This is a genomic window from Klebsiella sp. CN_Kp113, from assembly GCF_040064585.1.
Classification (GTDB): domain Bacteria; phylum Pseudomonadota; class Gammaproteobacteria; order Enterobacterales; family Enterobacteriaceae; genus Klebsiella; species Klebsiella michiganensis.
Window position 1 is genome coordinate 82139 of the sequence record NZ_JBEAID010000023.1, and the last position, 20288, is coordinate 102426.

Sequence of the window (20288 nt, forward strand, 5' to 3'; positions counted from 1 at the left end):
CGCTGGCAGCGCTGGCGTCTGCTGGCCTTTCGGCTCTTCGCCGTCCGCGCAGACCGCCTGAACAGTACGCCGACGCGCAAACCTTAAGCGCCGGTTCACCCCGGGGACGACCTTAGGGGAACATCGAATTCTTGCGGGACGACCCGCGACCCTGTGAGTTCCGCTTATGTTTGATACCTTACTGATTGCCAACCGCGGCGCCATCGCCTGCCGCATTCTGCGCACCCTGCGCGCGATGCAGGTGAAGGGCGTCGCCGTCTATTCCGAAGCCGACCTGAGTAGTCTGCATATCCGCGACGCGGATGAAGCGTTAAGCCTCGGCGACGGCCCGGCGGCGCAAACCTATCTGGTGACGGAGAAGATCCTTGCCGCCGCGCAGCAGAGCGGCGCCAAAGCGATCCACCCCGGCTACGGCTTTCTGTCTGAAAACGCGGCCTTCGCCGAGGCCTGCGAGGCGGCGGGGGTGGCGTTTGTCGGCCCCACTCCACAGCAGCTGCGCACCTTCGGCCTGAAGCATACCGCTCGCGCCTTAGCCAAAGCCGAGGGCGTGCCGCTGCTTGAAGGCAGCGAGCTGCTGGCCGACAGCGGCGAAGCCTGCCGGGCGGCTGAGGCGGTGGGCTATCCGGTCATGCTCAAAAGCACCGCCGGCGGCGGCGGGATTGGCATGCGCGTCTGTCGCGACGCCCGTGAGCTGATTGAGGCGTTTGCCGCGGTGCAGCGGCTGGGACAGAACAACTTCAGCGACGGCGGGGTATTTCTCGAAAAATATATCGAACGCGCCCGCCATCTGGAGGTACAAATCTTCGGCGACGGGCGGGGAGAGGTCATCGCGCTCGGCGTGCGCGACTGTTCAGTCCAGCGGCGTAACCAGAAAGTGATTGAAGAGACGCCCGCGCCGAATCTGCCTGACGGGATGGCGCAGGCGCTATGCGCGGCGGCTATCGCGTTGGGTAAAGCGGTGAGCTACCGCAGCGCCGGGACGGTGGAGTTTGTCTATGACAGCGCGGCGCGGCAGTTTTATTTCCTCGAGGTAAATACCCGGCTTCAGGTCGAACACGGCGTCACGGAGCAGGTGTGGGGCGTTGACCTGGTGCGCTGGATGATTGAGCTGGCGGCGGGGGAACTGCCTCCGCTACCTGAGCTGGCCGCCGGGTTACGGCCCCAGGGTCACGCTATCCAGGCGCGAATTTACGCCGAAGATCCGGGGCGGCAATTCCAGCCTTCTCCCGGACTGTTAACGGACGTCTTCTTTCCGCCGGCGGACGGCGCAGCCCTGCGTATTGACCGCTGGGTGGAAGCCGGGTGCGAAGTCCCGCCGTTCTTCGACCCGATGCTGGCGAAAGCGATCGCCTGGCGCCCCAGCCGCGATGAGGCTATCGCCGGCCTGGCGCAGGCGCTGGCGGAGACTCGCCTGTACGGCGTAGAAACTAACCGCGTGTACCTGCAACAAATTCTTGGCTTTGCGCCCTTTACCGAAGGCGAGCCCTGGACCCGCTGCCTTGAGCAGCTGCGCTACCGCGCGGCGACCGTGGAGGTGCTGAGCGCCGGAACCCAGACCAGCGTGCAGGACTATCCGGGACGTTTGGGGTACTGGGCGGTGGGCGTACCGCCGTCGGGGCCGATGGACGATCGCGCCCTGCGTCTCGGCAACCGCCTGCTGGGCAATGCCGAGGGAGCGGCCGCGCTGGAAATCACCCTCAACGGGCCGACCCTGAAATTTAATACCGACGTTCAGGCGGTGGTATGCGGCGCGCCATTGGCGGTGACGCTCGATGGCGTAGACCAGCCGCTGGACTGCGTATTGACTATTCCGGCGGGGGCGACTCTGAAGCTGGGCGCGATAAGCGGCGCGGGGGTCAGAAGCTATCTCTGCCTGAGCGGCGGCATTCAGGTACCGGACTATCTGGGGAGTAAAAGCACCTTTACCCTCGGCCAGTTTGGCGGCCACGGCGGACGGGCGCTGCGCGGAGGCGACGTGCTGCATCTGGCGCCGCACGCCGCCGCCAGAAGCGGGGATCAACTGCCCGCCGCGCTACGCACAGCGCTGGCGGAGGTGCGGACGCTGCGGGTGATTTACGGCCCCCACGGCGCGCCGGAATTCTTTGCGCCGGAATATATTGCGACGTTCTTCGCCACGGAGTGGGCGGTCCACTTTAACTCCAGCCGCACCGGCGTGCGCCTGATTGGCCCCAAGCCGCTGTGGGCCCGCGACAGCGGCGGCGAAGCGGGGCTGCATCCGTCGAATATTCACGATAACCCTTACGCGGTGGGCGCGGTCGATTTTACCGGCGATATGCCGGTGATCCTTGGACCGGACGGGCCTAGCCTCGGCGGTTTTGTCTGCCCGGTAACGGTGATTGAAGCCGACCTCTGGCAGTTAGGCCAGCTCAAGGCCGGGGATAAAGTGCGTTTCGTGGCGGTGGATTTACCCACCGCCCGGCGGCTGGCGGAAGGGCGGCGCGCCGAGCTGGCGACCTTAAGTCACCAGGCGATAGCCTGGCAGCCCGCGCCGCTGACGTCGCCTGTCGTGATGACCTGCGGCGAGGCGGACAAACGCCTGGTGGCGCGACTCTCCGGCGATACGCATCTGCTGCTGGAAGCCGGGGAGCCGGAGCTGGATCTGGTTCTGCGTTTCCGCATTCACGCTCTGATGCAGGCCCTGGAAGCGCAATCAAGAGACGGCGCGATCGATATCACCCCGGGGATTCGCTCGCTGCAAATCCATTTTCAGCCGGAAACGTTGCCCCTTGAGACGCTGCTGGCGTGGGTGCGCGGCGAGTGGTCCACGGTCTGCCTGAGCGACGATCTGCAGGTGCCGACGCGCGTGGTGCATCTGCCGCTCTCCTGGGACGATCCGGCCTGCCGCAGGGCAATCGATAAATATATGACCACCGTGCGCCAGGACGCGCCCTGGTGCCCGAGTAATCTGGAATTTATCCGTCGCATCAACGATCTGCCCGATGAACAGGCGGTATGGAATACGGTATTTGACGCCAGCTATCTGGTGATGGGTCTGGGCGATGTTTATCTCGGCGCGCCGGTGGCGACGCCGCTTGACCCGCGCCATCGCCTGGTTACCACCAAGTACAACCCGGCGCGCACCTGGACGGCGGAAAACTCGGTCGGCATCGGCGGGGCCTATCTGTGCGTCTACGGCATGGAGGGGCCCGGCGGCTATCAGTTCGTTGGCCGGACCCTGCAGATGTGGAATCGCTATCGCGAGGTGGCGGATTTTGCCGGCAAGCCCTGGCTGCTGCGTTTCTTCGACCAACTGCGTTTCTATCCGGTTTCGGCCGAAGAGCTGCTGCAAATTCGCCGCGATTTCCCGCTCGGACGCTACCCGCTGCGCATTGAGCACAGCACGCTGCGGCTGGCGGAATACCAGCAGTTTCTCCGCCGCGAAGCGCACAGCATCGGCGCGTTTCGCGAGCATCAGCAGCAGGCGTTTAACGCCGAACGCGATCGCTGGATAGCCAGCGGACAGGCCCATTTTGACAGCCAGGAGAGCGCCGTGGATGAGGGCGGAGACGCGCCGCTGCGGCAGGGCGAACAGGGGGTGGAAAGCCCGATTTCCGGAAACCTGTGGCAAGTACAAACGGCGGCAGGCAGCCGGGTCCGCGCGGGGGATGTGCTGGTCGTGCTGGAGTCGATGAAGATGGAGATCCCGCTGCTGGCCCCCTGCGATGGCGTTATTCAACAGGTTCACGTACAGCCGGGCAGCGCGGTACGCGCCGGGCAGCGGGTGGCGGTGATTATTGAGGAGAAGGCATGATGCAGCAGACGTTTGATTTACGCCTGGCAACCCTGGCGGAGCGTTATCGCACCGGTAAAACCACGCCGCGCAGCGTGCTGGCGGACATCCGCCAGCGGGCGCAGGCGCTGAACCCCGAGTTCCGGTTGTTTATCCATATTCTGAGCGAAGAAGAGCAGGAGCCGTTTCTGGCGGCGCTGGATGGCCTCTCGCCGGCCGCGCTGCCGCTGTACGGCGTGCCGTTCGCCATCAAAGACAATATCGATCTGGCGGAGATTGTCACCACCGCGGCCTGTCCGGCGTTTGCGTATCGGGCGGAGCAGAGCGCGACGATTGTCGCTCAGCTGATTGCGCTGGGCGCCGTGCCGGTCGGTAAAACCAATCTCGATCAGTTCGCTACCGGTCTGAACGGTACCCGATCGCCGTACGGTCGCTGCCGCAATAGCTATCATGCGGAGTATCCCTCCGGCGGTTCCAGCGCCGGTTCCGCGCTGGCGGTGGCGCTGGGCGTGGCCAGCTTCTCGTTGGGCACGGATACCGCCGGTAGCGGCCGCGTCCCGGCAGGGCTGAATAACCTGGTGGGTCTGAAGGCCAGTAAAGGGCTGATATCCACCGCAGGGGTGGTCCCCGCCTGTCGTACGTTAGACTGCGTGACCTTTTTCAGCCCCACCGCCGACGAGGCCAGCCAGCTGCTGGCGCTCGTCGCACAGTGCGATCCGCAGGACGCCTGGAGCCGCCGTAATCCTCAGTGGAACAGCCGTCAGGCGTTCGGCAGGCCGTCCGCGGGGTTTCGTTTTGGCGTTCCGCGCGAGCTCAATTTCCTCGGCTGCCGCGCAAGCGAACGCCTGTTTTCCCAGGCCCGGCAACGGCTGACGGCGCTGGGCGGGGTGGCAGTTGAGATTGATTTCACGCCGTTTCTGGCGGCAGCCCGGCTGCTGTATGACGGGCCGTGGGTCGCCGAACGCTACGCGGTGGTCGGTCCGCTGATGGCGCGGCAACCGGAGGCGGTGCTGCCGGTTATTCGCGACGTGCTGGCAAAAGCGCCGGGCACCGACGCCACGGCGACCTTTACGGCGATCTATCAGCTACAGCAGTACAAAGCCCGGTGCGACGCGATACTCGAGACCCTGGACTGCGTGCTGACGCCAACCTATCCGCGCCCGGTGACGCTTGACGAGCTGGAGGCGGAGCCGATCGCGCGCAACGCCGATCTCGGGTACTACACCAACTTTATGAACCTGCTGGACTATGCCGCGGTGAGCGTGCCATGCGGATTTATGCCGGACGGATTGCCTTCGGGCGTCACGCTGTTTGGCCGGGCCTTTACCGACCAGTATTTACTGGGCCTGGCCGATGCGTTTCAGCGCGCTGAGCGGCTGCCGCTGGCGGGCGGAGCGCGGCTGGAAACCCCGCCGCCTGAACGCGTCGCCGGGCATGACCGAATGGCGCTGGTTGTTTGCGGCGCTCATCTCTCTGGCCTGCCGCTTAACGGCCAGCTGCTGGCGCGGGGCGGTCGGCTGCTGCAGGCGACCCGCAGCGCGCCGCACTATCGTTTATACGCTCTCGCGGACGGCAAACGCCCGGCGATGGTTCGCGCCGATAGCGGCGGGGCGTCGATCGCGGTTGAAGTGTGGGAGCTACCCAGCGCGGAGGTCGGTTCGCTGCTGGCGGCCATCCCCGCGCCGCTGGGCCTGGGAAAAGTTGAGCTTGCCGACGGACGCCGGTTAGCGGGCTTTATCTGCGAAGCCAATGGATTAGGCGAAGCCACGGAGATTACCGCCTACGGCGGCTGGCGCGCCTGGCTGGCACGCTAAACTACAACCCCCTCCATCGCTTTTTGATGGAGGGGGGTTGGTGACAGTGTCACCTTAAATTTCTAACATGCTGAAACATTTCTGCCAGATCATTAGCAACCTTTCGGTAGGGCTCCCGCTGCGATAACGCTATTCTTCCCCGCTTTTCCCTTTTCAGGCACTTTGTAACCCAGGTAAATGACCGCTAATGTCCCTAATGAGAGATGAAATTCGCGACCATTCAGCGGAAAAGATGCTATTTATCCGCCGTGCCGTCATTGCGTTTCTACTGGTGGTGATTTGCTTCGCCATCCTGATCCTTAATCTTTACCGCCTGCAGGTGGATCAGCACGACTTTTATCAGACGCGTTCAAACCAGAACGACATTAAAATGCTGCCCATCGCGCCGAGCCGGGGGCTGATTTTCGACCGCAACGGCATCCCGCTGGTACAAAATATTACCCTCTACCGTTTGCAGGTGATCCCGAGCAAAATCGCCGATATGACGGCGCTGCTGCAGCAGCTGACGCCGATCGTTGATTTAACCCCGCAGGATATCGCCGACTTCCGCGACGATATGCACCACAACAGCCGCTACAAAGAGGTGACGTTAAAATCGGACCTGAGCGATGTTGAAGTGGCGCGTTTTGCGGTCAATGAGTTTCATTTCCCCGGCGTCACGGTGGAGAGCTATCAGCAGCGCGCTTATCCCTACGGCGCCGAACTGGCGCACGTGGTTGGCTATGTCTCGAAGATCAACGACAGCGATCTGCAAAAGCTGGCCAAAGCCGGGGAAGAAGAGAACTACGCCGCCGACCACAATATCGGCAAGCAGGGCATTGAAGGCTACTACGAGAAAGCGCTGCACGGCACCACCGGCTATCAGGAAGTGGAAGTGGATAACCACGGGCGGGTCGTGCGTCTGCTAAAAGAGGTTCCGCCGGTGGCCGGGAAGAACATCTACCTGACGCTGGATCTGCACCTGCAGCAGTATATCGAGTCGGTGCTGAAGGGGCAGCGCGCGGCGGTAGTGGCCGTCGATCCGCGCGATGGCGGCGTGCTGGCCATGGTGTCGAGCCCCAGCTACGATCCCAATCCCTTTGTCAGGGGCATCGGCTATCAGGCCTACCGTTCGCTGCTCGATAACCCGGACCGGCCGCTGATTAACCGGGTCACCCAGGGTCTCTATCCGCCCGCGTCGACGGTGAAGCCCTACATGGCGCTGTCGGCGCTGTCTGCGGGCGTGATCACGCCAACCACTTCCTTCTTCGGCGCGCCGACCTGGACGCTGCCGGGGACCCAGCGCCGCTACCGCGACTGGCTGAAGAGCGGCCACGGCATGCTTAACGTCACCAAAGCGATAGAAGAATCTGCGGATACTTTCTTCTATCAGGTGGCGTTTGAGATGGGTATCGACCGCATTCACGAGTGGCTAAGCAAGTTTGGCTACGGTCAGTCTACCGGCATCGATCTTAACGAAGAGTATGCCGGGGTGCTGCCGAGCCGGGAGTGGAAACAGCGGGTGCATAAAAAACCGTGGTATCAGGGGGATACCATTTCCGTCGGTATCGGTCAGGGCTACTGGATTGCCACGCCGATCCAGATGGTCAAGGCGCTGACGACCCTGATTAACAACGGCAAAGTGCAAAATCCGCATCTGCTTTACTCCATGAAGCAGGGTAATAAGGTCGAGCGCTATCAGCCGCCGCAGGATCTGCCGCAGGTTGGCGATCCGCATTCGCCGTACTGGGGCGTGGTGCGCAACGGCATGTACGGCATGGCGAACCTGCCAAACGGCACCGGCTATAAGCTGTTCCATACCGCGCCGTACCAGATCGCCGCAAAATCCGGGACGTCCCAGGTCTTCAGCCTGAAGGAGAACCAGACCTACAACGCGAAGATGATCCCGGTGCGCCTGCGCGACCATATCTTCTATACCCTGTTTGCCCCCTATCAGCATCCGAAGGTGGCGATGGCGCTGATTCTGGAGAACGGTGGCGGCGATGGCGTGGTTGCGGGGCCGACGGCGCGCGCCATCCTCGACCATATCTTCGACCCGGCCAACGCGCCGGCGGAACAGGGCGCGACGTCGACGGTGCCGCAGGTGGAGAGCGCCGACGCGCAGTAAACGTTATTCACTCTGAGCATAAGCGTTAGCGGATTGGTTATTTGCCGCCGCCGGCGCTTTTGCTCATAGTAGCGTTCTGTGTTGCTGTGAAAAAAGGCGCTCTGATGTCGTTAAGCCGAAATACGCTTCTTCTTGTACAAACCGGGACTCCGCCGGATGAAATCGTCTCCGACCACGGCGATCTTCCCCTCTGGTTTGGCAATTTACTGGCGCCGTGGCGCAATAAAATCAGCGTGGCGCGCGTCTATGCCGGAGAGCCGCTTCCCGCGCCGGATAACGCGACCATCGCAGTGATTACCGGCTCCTGGGATATGGTGACCGAACGCCTGCCGTGGAGTGAAATGACCGCGGCCTGGATCCGCGAGGCGATGGCGATAGAGATGCCGCTGTTTGGCGTCTGCTACGGGCATCAGCTGATGGCGCACGCCCTGGGGGGTGAGGTGGACTACCATCCAGCCGGACGCGAAGCCGGAAGTAAAACCATTTCGCTGTCCGCCCACGGCCTGGCGGATCGTCTGCTGGCTGACCACCCGGCGCCGTTCAGCGCGCACCTCACGCATATGCAAACGGTCACCCGATTACCGCAAGGGGCGAAGGTGCTGGCTTCGTCGCAGCACGATCCTCATCAGATTGTACGCTACGGCGCGCATGCCGTTTCTACGCAGTTTCATCCGGAGATCACCCCGGCGATTGCCCGCTCGCTGATCGCGTTCCGCCAGGCGGCGCTGCGCAACGAGGGGGTTGACCCGGACAGGCTGAGTCGTGACGTTGTGGAGAGCCCGGTGGCCTCGGCGATTCTGACCCGCTTTGTCGCAGGCTACCTGCAGCCAGACCTGAACCCGGCTTAACCTCAGCGCTGTTTTTCCGCGAGCCAGGCCGCCGTTTCACCGAGGATTTCGTCGGAAAACGTTGAATCCGCGGTCATCCGCGCCAGAATTAACGCGCCGACCATGGCCGACCAGCTGCCAATCGCCGCGCGGCGGCTGGCTTCAGCGTCCTGATCATCCATCGCTTCACTGAGCTGCGCTATCTGCTGCTGCAGCCGCGCGCTCATTTCGTCACGCGCGGGTTCGGACTGGCGGATGGTCTCCGCCGCCAGCGCCGCCAGCGGGCAGCCGCTGGCAAAATTATCCCGATGTTCGGGGGAAAGATAACGCTCGATTTGCGCGACGACGTCGTTTTTCGCCGCGTCGTTCTCTATCTTCAGTTCCGCGAGGGTTTGGGCGATCAGGTCATCCTTCGATTTGAAGTAGCCGTAGAATCCGCCGTGGGTCAGACCGGCTGATTTCATAATATCGGTGACCGTGACCGCGTCAAAACCCCGCTCGCGAAACAACCGCCCGGCGGCGGTCAGGATTGTCTGCTTATTCTCTTCAACCTGTTTTCTGCTCACTCTCATGGCGTCGTCCTGCTGCGAAATTATTTATGATGACCATCATATAACATTATTTACAGCATACCCAGCCCGTGCCATTATACATGACGACCATCATGTATAAATTGAGGAGTACACCTATGAGCAGTGAATCAGCGGTGCTGGTAACCGGCGCATCGACCGGAATTGGTGCAGTCTATGCCGAACGTTTTGCCCGCCGCGGCCACGACCTGGTGCTGGTAGCGCGTAATCACGAGCGGCTGACGGCGCTGGCCGAGCGGCTGCGCGACGAAACCGGCGTTCAGGTCGACATCCTGCAGGCCGACTTAACCCAGGATAGCGACATCGCCGCCGTGGAGCAGCGGCTGCGGGAAGACGCGCGTATCAGGATTCTGGTCAACAATGCCGGCACCTCGATTCCCGGTGATTTTCTCCACCAGAGCAGTGACGATATCACTCGCCTGATTACCCTCAACGTGACCTCTGTGGCTCGCCTGGCGAACGCGATCGCGCCGCGTCTGGCCGAGGCCGGAGAGGGGGCGATTGTCAACATTGCGTCGGTCGTTGGGCTGGGTCCGGAAATGGGGTTGACCGTCTACGGCGCCACGAAAGCCTTTGTGCTGTTTCTCTCGCAGGGGCTCGACGTTGAGCTGAGCGCGAAAGGCGTATACGTTCAGGCGGTACTGCCGGCGGCAACACGCACCGAGATTTGGCAGCACAGCGGCAAAGATGTGGATACCATTCCCGGCGTCATGGAGGTGGATAAACTGGTGGATGCCGCCCTGGTGGGGTTCGACCGCCGCGAATCGGTGACCATACCGCCGCTGCATGATGAGACGCAGTGGCAGGCGCTGAACGCGACGCGTCAGGCCATGCTCCCCGGCTTTGCGCAATCTGAACCCGCGGCCCGTTACCTGTCGCGATTGTGAGTTTGTCGCACCGTGTATGGGAAAGGAGAGTCGATACACGGTGCGACAACATCCCGCCATGTCACGCCCGGCGCAGATACAACGCCTTTGGAAGGCAGTGCTGCGCACAGCTATCATCGGGCCGGTAGCCCGGGCAGGTGCTTTGCGCCGCCCCCGGGAGAAGAGCGCTGAGTGGCAGAATACCCGGAGGCGGTGCTGCGCACCTGTCCGGGCTACAGGTTCCCAGCCATCTTCAGGCCGGTAGCCTCAATATCGTGACAACGTCACAAATTCAGGGCGAAAAACCAATAAAAAAGCCGATAAGGTGAGTTATCGGCTTTCAAGGTTAATGCGAAAACAAATTTACTGCGCCAGCAGCTCCTGGGCGGTACGCTCTACCAGACTCAGCAGCACCTTCACGTCCTCTAAGGTCACGATCGGATTCAGCAGCGTCAGCTTCAGACAGGTGACGCCGTTGTGCTCGGTCACGCCGACGTTAGCGCGACCGGAAGCCAGCAGCGCATCGCCAACCCGCTGGTTGAGCAGGGCGATCGCGGCATCGTCGCTGCCCGCCATCTGCTGCGGACGGGAACGGAACAGCACGCTTGCCAGCTGCGGCTGCATGACCAGCTCCAGCGTCGGCTGCGTTTTGACGTAATCCGCCACGTTCAGCGCCATCGTCACGCCGTGATCGATGATTTCCGCGTACTGCTTCTGGCCCAGCGCCTCCAGGCCCATCCACAGCTTCAGCGCGTCGAAGCGGCGGGTGGTCTGCAGCGATTTGGATACCAGGTTCGGTACGCCGTGCTCTTCATCGAACTCAGAGTTCAGATAGGCCGCCTGATAGCGCATCAGCTCATAGTGACGGGCTTCTTTTAACAGAAACGCGCCGCAGCTGATGGTCTGGAAGAACTGCTTGTGGAAATCCAGGGTGATGGAGTCCACTAAGTCAATGCCGTCCAGACGATCGCGATACTTCTCGGACATCAGCAGGGCGCCGCCCCAGGCCGCGTCAACGTGCAGCCAGATCTGGTGCTCAGCCGCGACGGCCGCAATCTCGCGCAGCGGGTCGATTGCCCCCGCGTCGGTGGTGCCGGCGGTGGCGACGATGGCCATAATCTGTTCGCCGTTAGCCTGCGCCTCGGCGATTTTCGCTTTCAGATCCGCCACGTCCATCCGCGCGAATTCGTCGGTTTTCACCAGCGTCACGGAACGGTAGCCGAGGCCCATCAGCGCCATGTTCTTCTGCACCGAGAAGTGGGCGTTTTCTGAACACAGCACTTTGTACTGACGAATATCGCCCGGCAGACCATCCTGCTGGATGGAATGACCCCGGCGGGCAAAGAAGGCATCGCGCGCCAGCATCAGGCCCATCATGTTGCTCTGGGTGCCGCCGCTGGTGAAAACGCCCGCATCGCCGGCGCCGTAGCCGACCTGAGCGCGCAGCCATTCAATCAGCTTGATCTCGATGATGGTGGCTGACGGGCTTTGGTCCCAGGAGTCCATACTCTGGTTGGTGGCGTTAATCAGCACTTCCGCCGCCTGGCTAATCACCAGGCTCGGGCAGTGCAGATGCGCCACGCACTGCGGGTGATGTACCGACAGGCTGTCTTTCAGGAAGTACTCGATCGCACGTTCAATCGCCGCCTGGTTGCCCAGACCCTGTTCGTTGAAATCAAGGGTGATGCGCTCACGCAGTTCGTCAACGCTTTTCCCCTGATACATTTCAGGCTGCTGCAGCCACTGCGCTACCGCCTGGCTGGTCTGGGCGATCGCTTGCTGGTAGGCATCAATACTTTGCGCGGAACCAGCAAGAATCGGATTCAACTTGGACATTGCGGTCACTTACTCCACTCAGACCGGTTTTACGCCGGCGGCCAGCAGGGCCTGTTCAAATTTGTCGAAGAAAATTTCCAGCTCAGCGTTGCTGATCAGCAGGGACGGCAGCAGACGCAGCACGCAGCCGTGGCGGCCGCCGCGCTCGAGGATCAGACCCGCTTCGAAGCATTTCTTCTGCAGCAGCGCGGAGAGTTCGCCATCCGCCGGGTAGCAGCCCATGTGGTCCGGCGCTTCGTTCGGTTTAACGATCTCGATGCCGATCATCAGGCCCAGACCGCGAACGTGGCCGATAACCGGATAGCGTTTCTGCATCTCGGCCAGCTTGCCTTTCAGCCATTCGCCCTGAGCGGCGGTTTTATCCGCAATGTTATTGTCTTTCAGGTGGCGCAGGGTGGTCAGGCCGGTGGCCATCGCCAGCTGGTTGCCGCGGAAGGTGCCGGTATGGTGACCCGGTTCCCAGGCGTCGAACTGCTTTTTGATACCGAGAACGGCCAGCGGCAGACCGCCGCCAACGGCTTTCGACATCACGATAATGTCCGGCTCGATGCCCGCGTGTTCGAAGGCGAAGAATTTACCGGTACGCGCAAAGCCAGCCTGAACTTCATCGATGATCAGCAGAATGCCGTGTTCCTGAGTCACTTTACGGATGCGCTGCAGCCACTCGACCGGAGCCGGGTTCACGCCGCCTTCACCCTGAACGGCTTCCAGGATCACCGCCGCCGGTTTACGCACGCCGCTTTCGACGTCATTGATCAGGTTTTCGAAGTAGTAAGTCAGCGCTTTCACGCCGGCTTCACCGCCGATACCCAGCGGGCAGCGGTACTGGTGCGGGTAAGGCATAAACTGCACTTCCGGCATCATGCCGTTAACCGCCGCTTTTGGCGACAGGTTGCCGGTGACGGACAGCGCGCCGTGGGTCATTCCATGGTAGCCGCCGGAGAAGCTGATCACGGAAGAACGGCCGGTGTATTTTTTCGCCAGCTTCAGCGCCGCTTCCACGGCGTCAGCGCCGGACGGACCGGTGAACTGCAGGCAGTATTCTTTGCCTTCGCCCGGCAGCAGGGAAAGCAGGTATTCAGAGAAGCGATCTTTTAACGGAGTGGTCAGATCGAGAGTATGTAACGGCAAGCCGCTGGTAATGACACTTTGGATGCTCTGCAGCACATCAGGGTGGTTGTGGCCGAGTGCCAGAGTACCTGCGCCGGCAAGGCAGTCCAGATACTGTTTATTATCCGCATCGGTCAGCCAGACGCCTTCCGCTTTGGTAATCGCAAGGGGCAGCTTGCGCGGGTAGCTCCTGACATTCGATTCGAATTCAGCCTGACGGGCCAAAAAGGTATCGTTGTTTGCATCTAATAAATCTGCGCCTAAAGTATCAATACGGACTTTATCCGTCATCATATCACTCCCACAACCAGCGTTACGGTTGAGCGCTGGTTGAATAAATTGGTGTAAGAAATTGAATCGCCATGCATTAAAGCGGGCACAATATATGGCTTTTTAGATACGCATTCAACGTTTTATTGATTAAGGTATATTTACGTTATTTTTACACAGGCAAAAACCAACGTAACCATTTGATTTAAATCAGGTGTTTTAAAGGATAAAAGACCTTTAAAATTGTAATTATTAGTGAGGAAGTTTCTCGTTTTTTAATACTGCCGGGCGGGCATTGCTGGCGAAAAGTTTCCGCCAGCAATGGCATGACTCAATGCAGCTCAACCGCATAATTTGTTAAAGGTGTGACTTTTTTCACCAACTTATTGTTATATAAAAACTGTTCATAAGCTTCATACCGTGGTTTATCCAGCGCCGCCGGATCGCTGGCAAACAGAGGAAGGGTTTTCAGCCATGCCTGCTTGTTCAGTTCGGTGTTGAGCTCGGGATGCGCGGCGGCAAACGTCTGCCAGGTTTCCTGCGGGTGAGCGCGCAGGTAAGCGACGCCTTTTTGCAGCGCCTTGAGGAAGGCCCTGATTTTCGCCGCGTGGACTTCATCCCGGTTGGCGACAATCACCAGCTCGTCGTAGGCCGGTACGCCGTAATCCTCAACGTTCATCACCTGCGGATCTTTCCCCTGCAGCTTCAGCTCCAGCGCTTCGATATTACGATAGCCGCCAATGACCGCGTCGACCTGTCCGGCCAGCAGGGCGCTGGTCAGCTGGAAGTTAACATTGATGAGCTTGATGCTTTTGGGATCGATTTTCGCATGCTGCGCCATGGTGGCCAGCGTCGCCTGTTCGATGCCGCTCACCGAATACCCCACTTTTTTGCCCTGCAGATCGGCGGGAGATTTTATGCTTTTATCCAGCGCGATCACCGTATTCAGCGGCGAATTAATCAGCGTGCCGACGCGGACCAGCGGCAGCCCTTCATCAGCAAAAAAATGCACCTGCGGCTGGTAGGTAATCGCCAGGTCCGCCTGGCGGGCGGCGACCAGCCGCGGCGGCAGCGCCGGGTCGGACGGCGGCACAATCTTGACGTCCAGCCCCGCGTCTTTAAAGGCGCCAATCTGTTCGGCCACCAGGATCGGCGCGTGGTCGGGATTGATATACCAGTCCAGCACCAGGGTGAGTTTCTCGTTGGCCAGCGCCTGACCGCTGAACAGCGCGGCAATCGTCATACCGGCATAAACACGTTTACGCATGGTTAGTCCTTTTATTTAAGAGCGTTATTCCGGCGTCCAGTTAATCAGCCGGTGTAAGAAAGCATCCACCGCCAGCCAGAGCAGGATGGTCAGTAGCACCAGAATAAACAGGGCCGCAAAGCAGATATCGGTTTGCAGACGGGCGTTGGCGTTAAGCATCACGTAGCCCAATCCTTCGGCTGAACCGACCCATTCGCCGATGATCGCCCCGATGGGGGCGACGGCGGCCGCCATCCGCAGGCCGGAACCGAGGGCCGGAAGGGCAGCCATCAGGCGAACGTGGCGCAGCTGCGCGCCAAAAGAGGCCCCCATCGTGCGTGCCAGATCGAGATAGTCGTGGTTAACCCGGCGCAGACCGTCAAAAAACGCCGAGGTGACGGGAAAGAAAATCACCAGCACCGCCATCATGACCTTGGCGCTCATGCCGAAACCGAACCACAGCACCAGCAGCGGGGCAAGGGCGAAAACCGGGATCGCCTGACTGGTCAGCACCAGCGGCATCAGCCAGCGCTGAAGGCGAGGCGAGACAATCATGCACAGCGCCAGGATCACGCCGAGCAGAACGCCGAGCGCGAGGCCGCTGAGGATCTCGCTTAATGTGATCAGCGTGTGTTCGCCGAGGTACGCGCGGTTGACCCACAGAGCGCTTGCCACCGCCGAGGGGGAAGGCAGCAGGAAAGCGGGAATGCCGCTGCGGGTCGCCAGCCACCAGAGCAGCAGCAGGCCGCAGAACACCACGGCGGCGCGAAACAGTTTTGCGCTCATCCGTTAGCCCTTATGAGCTGTTGCAGCAGCTCCGCCTGGCTGGCCAACAGTGCCGGGTCGTCCGGCGCGCGCGGCGGCATGCCGGAGAGGTGATGCCCGTCGTCAATCCCGCCGGGAGCGGGGGAAAGGACCAGCAGACGGTGGCTCAGGCGGCAGGCTTCCATCGGGTCGTGGGTGATCAGCACGACGGTGCGGTTTACCAGCAGCCCGGCGGCCAGGGTCTGAATGCGCGTGCGGGTAATCGTGTCGAGCGCGGAAAAGGGCTCGTCCATCAGCACGATGGGCCGGTCTTCGTAGAGCGTACGCGCCAGCGCCGCACGCTGGCGCATGCCGCCTGAGAGGGCGGCCGGGCGGTCGTCGGCGCAGTGTTCAAGGCCAACCTGCTGTAACAGCGCGGCAACCCGCCGATGGTCCACGCGCTCCCCGCGCAGACGCGCGCCAAGCGAGACGTTGTCGCGCACGCTTAACCACGGATACAGCAGATCTTTTTGCCCCATCCACGCCAGCCGCTTGTCTATTGGCTGCCCGTCGCTGGCGCGAACCTCACCGGCGGTGGCTTTTGCCAGCCCGGCGATAATACGCAGCAGGCTGGTCTTTCCGGCGCCGCTGGCCCCCAGCAGCGATACCCACTGGCCGCCGGGGATAGTGAACGTCAGATTGTCGAAGATCTGCCGCGAGCCAAAGCGCAGGCCCAGGCCGCGCACCTCAATTCCGGGAGCCGTCACGCCGGGCGCTCCGCGACGGCGTTAAGGCCCATCTGCCAGAAGTTAGCCTCCAGACGCGTGGCGGTGGTGAAAATAGCGCTGAGTTCAGCGAAACGCGCCTCGCCGCCGCGCTGCTGCCAGAGGGTTTCCAGCAGGCCGATGGCGTTATTGACGCCGTCCAGGTAACCCTCATCGCCGTAGTTGCGGATCCACGAGTCATAAGGATTGGCGGTCAGCCGGGTCGCCGGATCGTGCAGCAGGCAGAGGCCGATTTCCGCGTAGCCGGCAACGCAGGGCATCAGCGCCGCCAGCAGATCCAGGGCGTCGCCGGAGTGGCCGATGTCCAGTACGTAGCGGGTGTAGTTGACGGTTTCCGCGGCTTCCGTTTCGGCGGCCATCGTCGCTTCATCCAGCCCCCATTCCCGGCAGTAGCCAACGTGGAGCGGCAGTTCGTCGAGAATGGCGTTCATCGACGCGGCGGCAGCGCGCATTTCCGCCAGGGTGCGCAGCTTGCTGACCAGCAGGGCGTAGCTGCGGGCGAAGTGGATCAGAAACAGATAGTCCTGCGTCAGATAGCGGCGAAAAGCGGGCTCGGGGAGGGTACCGTTGGCGAGCTGGCGCAGGAAGGGGTGGGCGACGTAGTGCTGCCAGTCGGCGCCGGCCTGCTGACGCAGACGACCATAAATACCCTGGGTAAACGCGGGAAGAATCACAGGACCTCCTGAAAAAAGGGAGATCCGGGCGTGCTGAAAGAAGTGTGAACAGGCAATGGCGCAAAACTGGCGGAAATGCCGACCCGTCCCTTCGCTGGCATGACCCAGATCAGGTTCAAAGGGTTCGGCTTACGCCATCTCAGCCCTCACGGGACACCCCTCGGTTTGGCCCCTGTTATACGACATTCCCTTTTTGATTACAATGCTGTGAATTTTATGAGGAAAGGTGACGTTGTCACGTGTGAGTGTCGCGAGAAAGGGCTTTTTTGCATCGTGGCAGCCCGGTGGCGGCTGATGCCTTGCCGGGCGCGTATTATCAAAGGATCAGTGAAATTCTACCCAGCTGGCGCCGCTGTCTGCTGAACGTACGCACTTCTCGACCCAGTGCACGCCGAGCGCCCCGGCTCTGGCATCCGGATACCAGAAGTTTTCCAGCAAAGCTGCGTCGCGACGGTCGGTGGCATCCATGGCGATGGCAAAGCGGCGATACAGATTCGACCAGGCCTCAAACAGCCCTTCGGGATGGCCGCCGCCGATCCGATCGTCCTGGAGGGCCAGCGGATCGAGATAGGACATTCCGCGTTCGAGGATGCGCACCGGCTCGCCCTGAATTTCGTAGCGCAGCTGGTTCGGCTGTTCATCCCACCACTCCAGGCTGGCTTTCTCCCCGACGATGCGGACTTTCTGTCCGTGCATTGAGCCGCTGTTGACCGCCGAGCACCACATCGACCCTACGGCGCCGTTGTCGTACTCCATCAGCACATGCGCGTTATCCTCCAGCGGCGCGCGGCTTTTGATAAAGCTCTGGCGGGAGCACATCAGGCGAGTGATATTAAGCTTCGGCGCCATGGTCTCCGCCAGGAACAGCGGGTGGGTGGCCAGATCGCCCAGCACGTAGCTGGGGCCGACGAATTTCGGGTCCACCCGCCAGCGGGTGCTGGGGTTATCCTGCTCTACCGGCTGGTTATGGAAACCGTGGGCGAACTGCATATTGATGATGCGGATCTCGCCCAGCAGCCCCTGTTCAATCATCTGCCGCGCCTGCAGAATCAGCTGATGCCCGGCGTAGCCGTAGGTGACGCCGATGATTTTGCGCTGTTTTTCGCTCAGGGCCACCAGCGCATCGGCCTCTTCGCCGGTAAAACAGAGCGGTTTTTCGCAGACCACATGCAGTCCGGCCTCCAGCGCCGCGCGGCAAATGGCGTAGTGGGTGTTGTTTGGCGTGGCGATGGAGACCGCTTCAATGCCGTCTTCCCGCGCCGCCTCTTCGCGAAACAACGTTTCGTAGTCGGGGTAACAGCGCCCGGCCTCCACGCCCAGCTGCTGGCCAAACTCGCGCCCGCGCTGGGGGTCAATATCAAAGGCTCCGGCAAGCAGGGTAAACGATCCGTCACGCAGCGCCGCAGAGCGGTGAATATAGCCAATCTGGCTGCTTCCGCCGCCGCCCACCATGCCCCAGCGCAAGGAGCGGCCAACAGGTTTAATACCGTTAATCATGTGTTTTCTCCCGATTAAAAACCAACCGAGCGCAGGTAGCGCAGGCTTTCCGTGACCGCCTGCAGGCTGCCCTCGACGTTGCGCGGATCGCGCTCTTGCTCAATGGTGATCCAGCCCTGATAGCCCCGCTTGTCGAGAAAGGCGCGCACCGCCGGATAATCAATGGCGCCGCTGCCGAGCGGGCACATCACCCCCTCCGCGCAGGCGGAGAAGAAGTCGATGCCGCGGGAAATCACGCTCCTGAACACCTGCGGGTCGACATCTTTAAAGTGCAGGTAGTCAAGGCGATCAAAATGGCGATCCAGCCAGCTGATGGGGTCCATACCCGAATAGAAGAGATGGCCGGTGTCGAGACATAAACCGGCTACGTCATGGGGGATTTGCGCCGCCAGCAGATCGATTTCATCGGCAAACTCAATGCAGCCGCCGGCGTGAGGATGGATAACCGGGCGAACGCCGTACTCCTGCCACGCCAGTCGGCTGATGGTCACAATGTGGTCGACCATCCGCTGCCAGTCGGCGGGTGACAGGCGGGGAGCCAGCTCGCCGCGCCCGGCATATTTCGCCCGCTGCGGATTGCCGAAATCAATAATGACCAGATAAGGCGGCTGGAAGGGGTTGCCCGGCGTCTTTTCCGCCGACGGCACCTGCGACAGGTTGCGGCAGAGGTTATGCGTCAGTTCGACAATATTCGCGAAGTTCTCTTCGCTGACCAGATCGTCGAAGATCGTTCCGGCAACCAGCGACAGCCCCTGTTTATTCAGCGCTGCGCTGAGTTCATCGGCCCGGGTCGGCAGATAGCTCCACGGGCCCAGTTCAATGCTTTTATAACCGGCGGTCGCCGCTTCTTCCAGTACCTTGGACCACGGCGGCAGATAAGGGTTTTTGGGATCATCGACGCCCCAGCTGCACGGCGCGTTGGCAATATGTATGGTCATGATGGCTTCCTTTTCAGATGAGGAGAAAACATGACCAGTATTGAATGAAAATTTCATATCCAACAATGATGAAATTTAAATTCTTTGATGGGATTCAAGGTTTATTTTGATAGTATAAATGATACTTTTTTATCAAACTCAGAGCTGAAGCGGGGCGCGGCGACTTTTCCCGCGCCTGCGGCAATCAGAGGTTTTCTTTAGTGAGGAGGTCAAACGGCTGCAGAGCGTTGATAAACGCCGCCTGCGGCTGGCTGGTAGCGTGGACAAACGCGTTGATGGTGGCGGCGGCAAATTCATCAAGCCGATGGGTAAGCATGAGGTCGATAGTGCCGTCAATTAGCGCCAGCTCGCCGCTATCCACCGGGCCATGACAAATCAGGGTGACCTGATGCTGGCGCTGGCGCGCGCGCAGGGCGGCGACAATACCTTCCACGCCGCCGCAGGGCGCGTAAATGGCCTTCAGATCGGGGTACTGTTGCAGCATCTCTTCCGTGACCTGGCGCGCGACATCGGCGCGTTCGTGGCTGCGCACCGGTTCAAGCACCCGATCGCCTTTGCCCTGTTCACGCAGGTAGGAGCGGAAACTTATCTCGCAGCTTTCCTGACAAATAAACCGGTTATCGCCGACGATAATGCCAATTTCGCCGTCGTCGTGGCACAGCCTGTCCACCGCCCAACCGGCGGTGCGGCCCGCTTTCTGGTTATCCAGCCCGATATAGCCGGTACGCTGCGGGATGCTCATATCGGAGAGCAGGGTGAAGACGCGGACGCCTTTTTCGATGGCCTGCACGACCGCATGGCGGATAAGCGGATTATCCAGCGCGACAATACCGATAACGTCGACCGTATCGCTCAGGCGGGCGATCGCGGCGGCCATATCGTCGATGGCGTTAATATCATAATGCAGGAAAGCGGGGGCCTGCGCCGGGCTATGCCACGGTAACGCCGCCTGCTCCAGCGCCTGCGCCAGCTGATGGTAAAACGAGTGTGACTGCTGTAGCAGAATGAAGCCCATTCTGAGGGCTACCGCCGGCCGATCCGCCGCCAGCCGATAGCGGGATTGCTCCAGCGCGAAGCCTAAGCGCCGCGCGGATTCCAGCACTTTACGTTCGGTGCTCTCTTTCACGGGCGTGCGTTTATTGAGCACCCTGTCCACCGTCGCGATACCGACTCTGGCCTCTTTGGCGATATCCGCCATGGTGACTTTTTTTGCTGACATGATTCTCTTCCTTT

The 20288-nt window shown here is 61.0% G+C and carries 15 protein-coding genes and 1 riboswitch; of the genes, 5 read left to right on the forward strand and 10 right to left on the reverse strand.

All coding sequences use genetic code 11. The features are described 5' to 3' along the window. Positions 1–166 precede the first annotated feature (166 nt). From uca to ABLV30_RS15590, 4 genes are all read left to right on the forward strand, one after another. Positions 167–3772, forward strand: a complete 3606-nt coding sequence (gene uca, locus ABLV30_RS15575) for an urea carboxylase (protein WP_154924634.1) — start codon at positions 167–169, stop codon at positions 3770–3772. Continuing rightward, a complete protein-coding gene (atzF, locus tag ABLV30_RS15580; protein WP_025108284.1) occupies positions 3769–5565 on the forward strand; it encodes an allophanate hydrolase in 1797 nt (598 codons plus the stop codon). Before uca ends, atzF begins: the two co-directional genes overlap by 4 nt. Positions 5566–5752: 187 nt before the next feature. Further along, positions 5753–7672: a penicillin-binding protein 2 gene (gene mrdA / locus ABLV30_RS15585; RefSeq protein WP_004850811.1), complete on the forward strand. Its 1920-nt coding sequence runs from the start codon at positions 5753–5755 to the stop codon at positions 7670–7672. Between the two features lie 104 nt (positions 7673–7776). Then, complete coding sequence (locus ABLV30_RS15590) at positions 7777–8520, forward strand: glutamine amidotransferase (protein WP_265799873.1); 744 nt, start codon at positions 7777–7779, stop codon at positions 8518–8520. A 2-nt stretch (positions 8521–8522) separates the two neighbouring features. Here the strand turns inward: ABLV30_RS15590 and ABLV30_RS15595 are convergent, their stop codons facing one another. Further along, positions 8523–9071: a TetR/AcrR family transcriptional regulator gene (locus ABLV30_RS15595; RefSeq protein ID WP_196546314.1), complete on the reverse strand. Its 549-nt coding sequence runs from the start codon at positions 9069–9071 to the stop codon at positions 8523–8525. 116 nt (positions 9072–9187) lie between these two features. On the opposite strand from ABLV30_RS15595, the gene ABLV30_RS15600 reads away from it, so the two are divergent. Next, entirely contained in the window at positions 9188–9976 is a 789-nt protein-coding gene (locus ABLV30_RS15600; RefSeq protein ID WP_265799876.1) for an SDR family oxidoreductase, read from the forward strand. Positions 9977–10318: 342 nt separating this feature from the next. Here ABLV30_RS15600 and ABLV30_RS15605 read toward each other — a convergent pair whose 3' ends face one another. The 9 genes from ABLV30_RS15605 to ABLV30_RS15645 all read right to left on the reverse strand — a co-directional run bounded on the left by ABLV30_RS15605 (position 10319) and on the right by ABLV30_RS15645 (position 20274). Further along, a complete protein-coding gene (locus ABLV30_RS15605) occupies positions 10319–11800 on the reverse strand; it encodes an aspartate aminotransferase family protein (RefSeq protein ID WP_160740681.1) in 1482 nt (493 codons plus the stop codon). A gap of 9 nt (positions 11801–11809) precedes the next feature. Continuing rightward, positions 11810–13195, reverse strand: coding sequence for a diaminobutyrate--2-oxoglutarate transaminase (locus ABLV30_RS15610; protein ID WP_009652210.1), 1386 nt, complete (start codon positions 13193–13195; stop codon positions 11810–11812). A 307-nt stretch (positions 13196–13502) separates the two neighbouring features. Further along, positions 13503–14438, reverse strand: coding sequence for an ABC transporter substrate-binding protein (locus tag ABLV30_RS15615; RefSeq protein WP_048263072.1), 936 nt, complete (start codon positions 14436–14438; stop codon positions 13503–13505). A gap of 24 nt (positions 14439–14462) precedes the next feature. Continuing rightward, complete coding sequence (locus ABLV30_RS15620) at positions 14463–15203, reverse strand: ABC transporter permease (protein WP_265799879.1); 741 nt, start codon at positions 15201–15203, stop codon at positions 14463–14465. Further along, positions 15200–15928: an ABC transporter ATP-binding protein gene (locus ABLV30_RS15625; RefSeq protein WP_148851530.1), complete on the reverse strand. Its 729-nt coding sequence runs from the start codon at positions 15926–15928 to the stop codon at positions 15200–15202. Before ABLV30_RS15625 ends, ABLV30_RS15620 begins: the two co-directional genes overlap by 4 nt. Further along, complete coding sequence (locus ABLV30_RS15630; protein ID WP_265799883.1) at positions 15925–16620, reverse strand: TenA family protein; 696 nt, start codon at positions 16618–16620, stop codon at positions 15925–15927. Before ABLV30_RS15630 ends, ABLV30_RS15625 begins: the two co-directional genes overlap by 4 nt. A 69-nt stretch (positions 16621–16689) precedes the next feature. Next, a riboswitch (TPP riboswitch) is annotated at positions 16690–16791 on the reverse strand. A 153-nt stretch (positions 16792–16944) separates the two neighbouring features. After that, positions 16945–18117, reverse strand: coding sequence for a Gfo/Idh/MocA family oxidoreductase (locus tag ABLV30_RS15635; RefSeq protein ID WP_265799885.1), 1173 nt, complete (start codon positions 18115–18117; stop codon positions 16945–16947). 14 nt (positions 18118–18131) lie between these two features. Continuing rightward, a complete protein-coding gene (locus ABLV30_RS15640) occupies positions 18132–19055 on the reverse strand; it encodes a TIM barrel protein (protein ID WP_009652232.1) in 924 nt (307 codons plus the stop codon). Positions 19056–19239: 184 nt separating this feature from the next. Next, on the reverse strand, positions 19240–20274 hold the full coding sequence (locus ABLV30_RS15645) for a LacI family DNA-binding transcriptional regulator (RefSeq protein ID WP_265799887.1): 1035 nt from the start codon (positions 20272–20274) through the stop codon (positions 19240–19242). Positions 20275–20288: the final 14 nt, after the last annotated feature.

What these genes read in the sequence shown, in the direction of transcription:
- ABLV30_RS15640 (WP_009652232.1), bottom strand. Translation starts at nt 19,055, where the DNA reads ATGACCATACATATTGCCAACGCGCCGTGCAGCTGGGGCGTCGATGAT.
- ABLV30_RS15635 (WP_265799885.1), bottom strand. Translation starts at nt 18,117, where the DNA reads ATGATTAACGGTATTAAACCTGTTGGCCGCTCCTTGCGCTGGGGCATG.
- ABLV30_RS15610 (WP_009652210.1), bottom strand. Translation starts at nt 13,195, where the DNA reads ATGATGACGGATAAAGTCCGTATTGATACTTTAGGCGCAGATTTATTA.
- atzF (WP_025108284.1), top strand. Translation starts at nt 3,769, where the DNA reads ATGATGCAGCAGACGTTTGATTTACGCCTGGCAACCCTGGCGGAGCGT.
- mrdA (WP_004850811.1), top strand. Translation starts at nt 5,753, where the DNA reads ATGTCCCTAATGAGAGATGAAATTCGCGACCATTCAGCGGAAAAGATG.
- ABLV30_RS15600 (WP_265799876.1), top strand. Translation starts at nt 9,188, where the DNA reads ATGAGCAGTGAATCAGCGGTGCTGGTAACCGGCGCATCGACCGGAATT.
- ABLV30_RS15620 (WP_265799879.1), bottom strand. Translation starts at nt 15,203, where the DNA reads ATGAGCGCAAAACTGTTTCGCGCCGCCGTGGTGTTCTGCGGCCTGCTG.
- uca (WP_154924634.1), top strand. Translation starts at nt 167, where the DNA reads ATGTTTGATACCTTACTGATTGCCAACCGCGGCGCCATCGCCTGCCGC.
- ABLV30_RS15615 (WP_048263072.1), bottom strand. Translation starts at nt 14,438, where the DNA reads ATGCGTAAACGTGTTTATGCCGGTATGACGATTGCCGCGCTGTTCAGC.
- ABLV30_RS15590 (WP_265799873.1), top strand. Translation starts at nt 7,777, where the DNA reads ATGTCGTTAAGCCGAAATACGCTTCTTCTTGTACAAACCGGGACTCCG.
- ABLV30_RS15595 (WP_196546314.1), bottom strand. Translation starts at nt 9,071, where the DNA reads ATGAGAGTGAGCAGAAAACAGGTTGAAGAGAATAAGCAGACAATCCTG.
- ABLV30_RS15645 (WP_265799887.1), bottom strand. Translation starts at nt 20,274, where the DNA reads ATGTCAGCAAAAAAAGTCACCATGGCGGATATCGCCAAAGAGGCCAGA.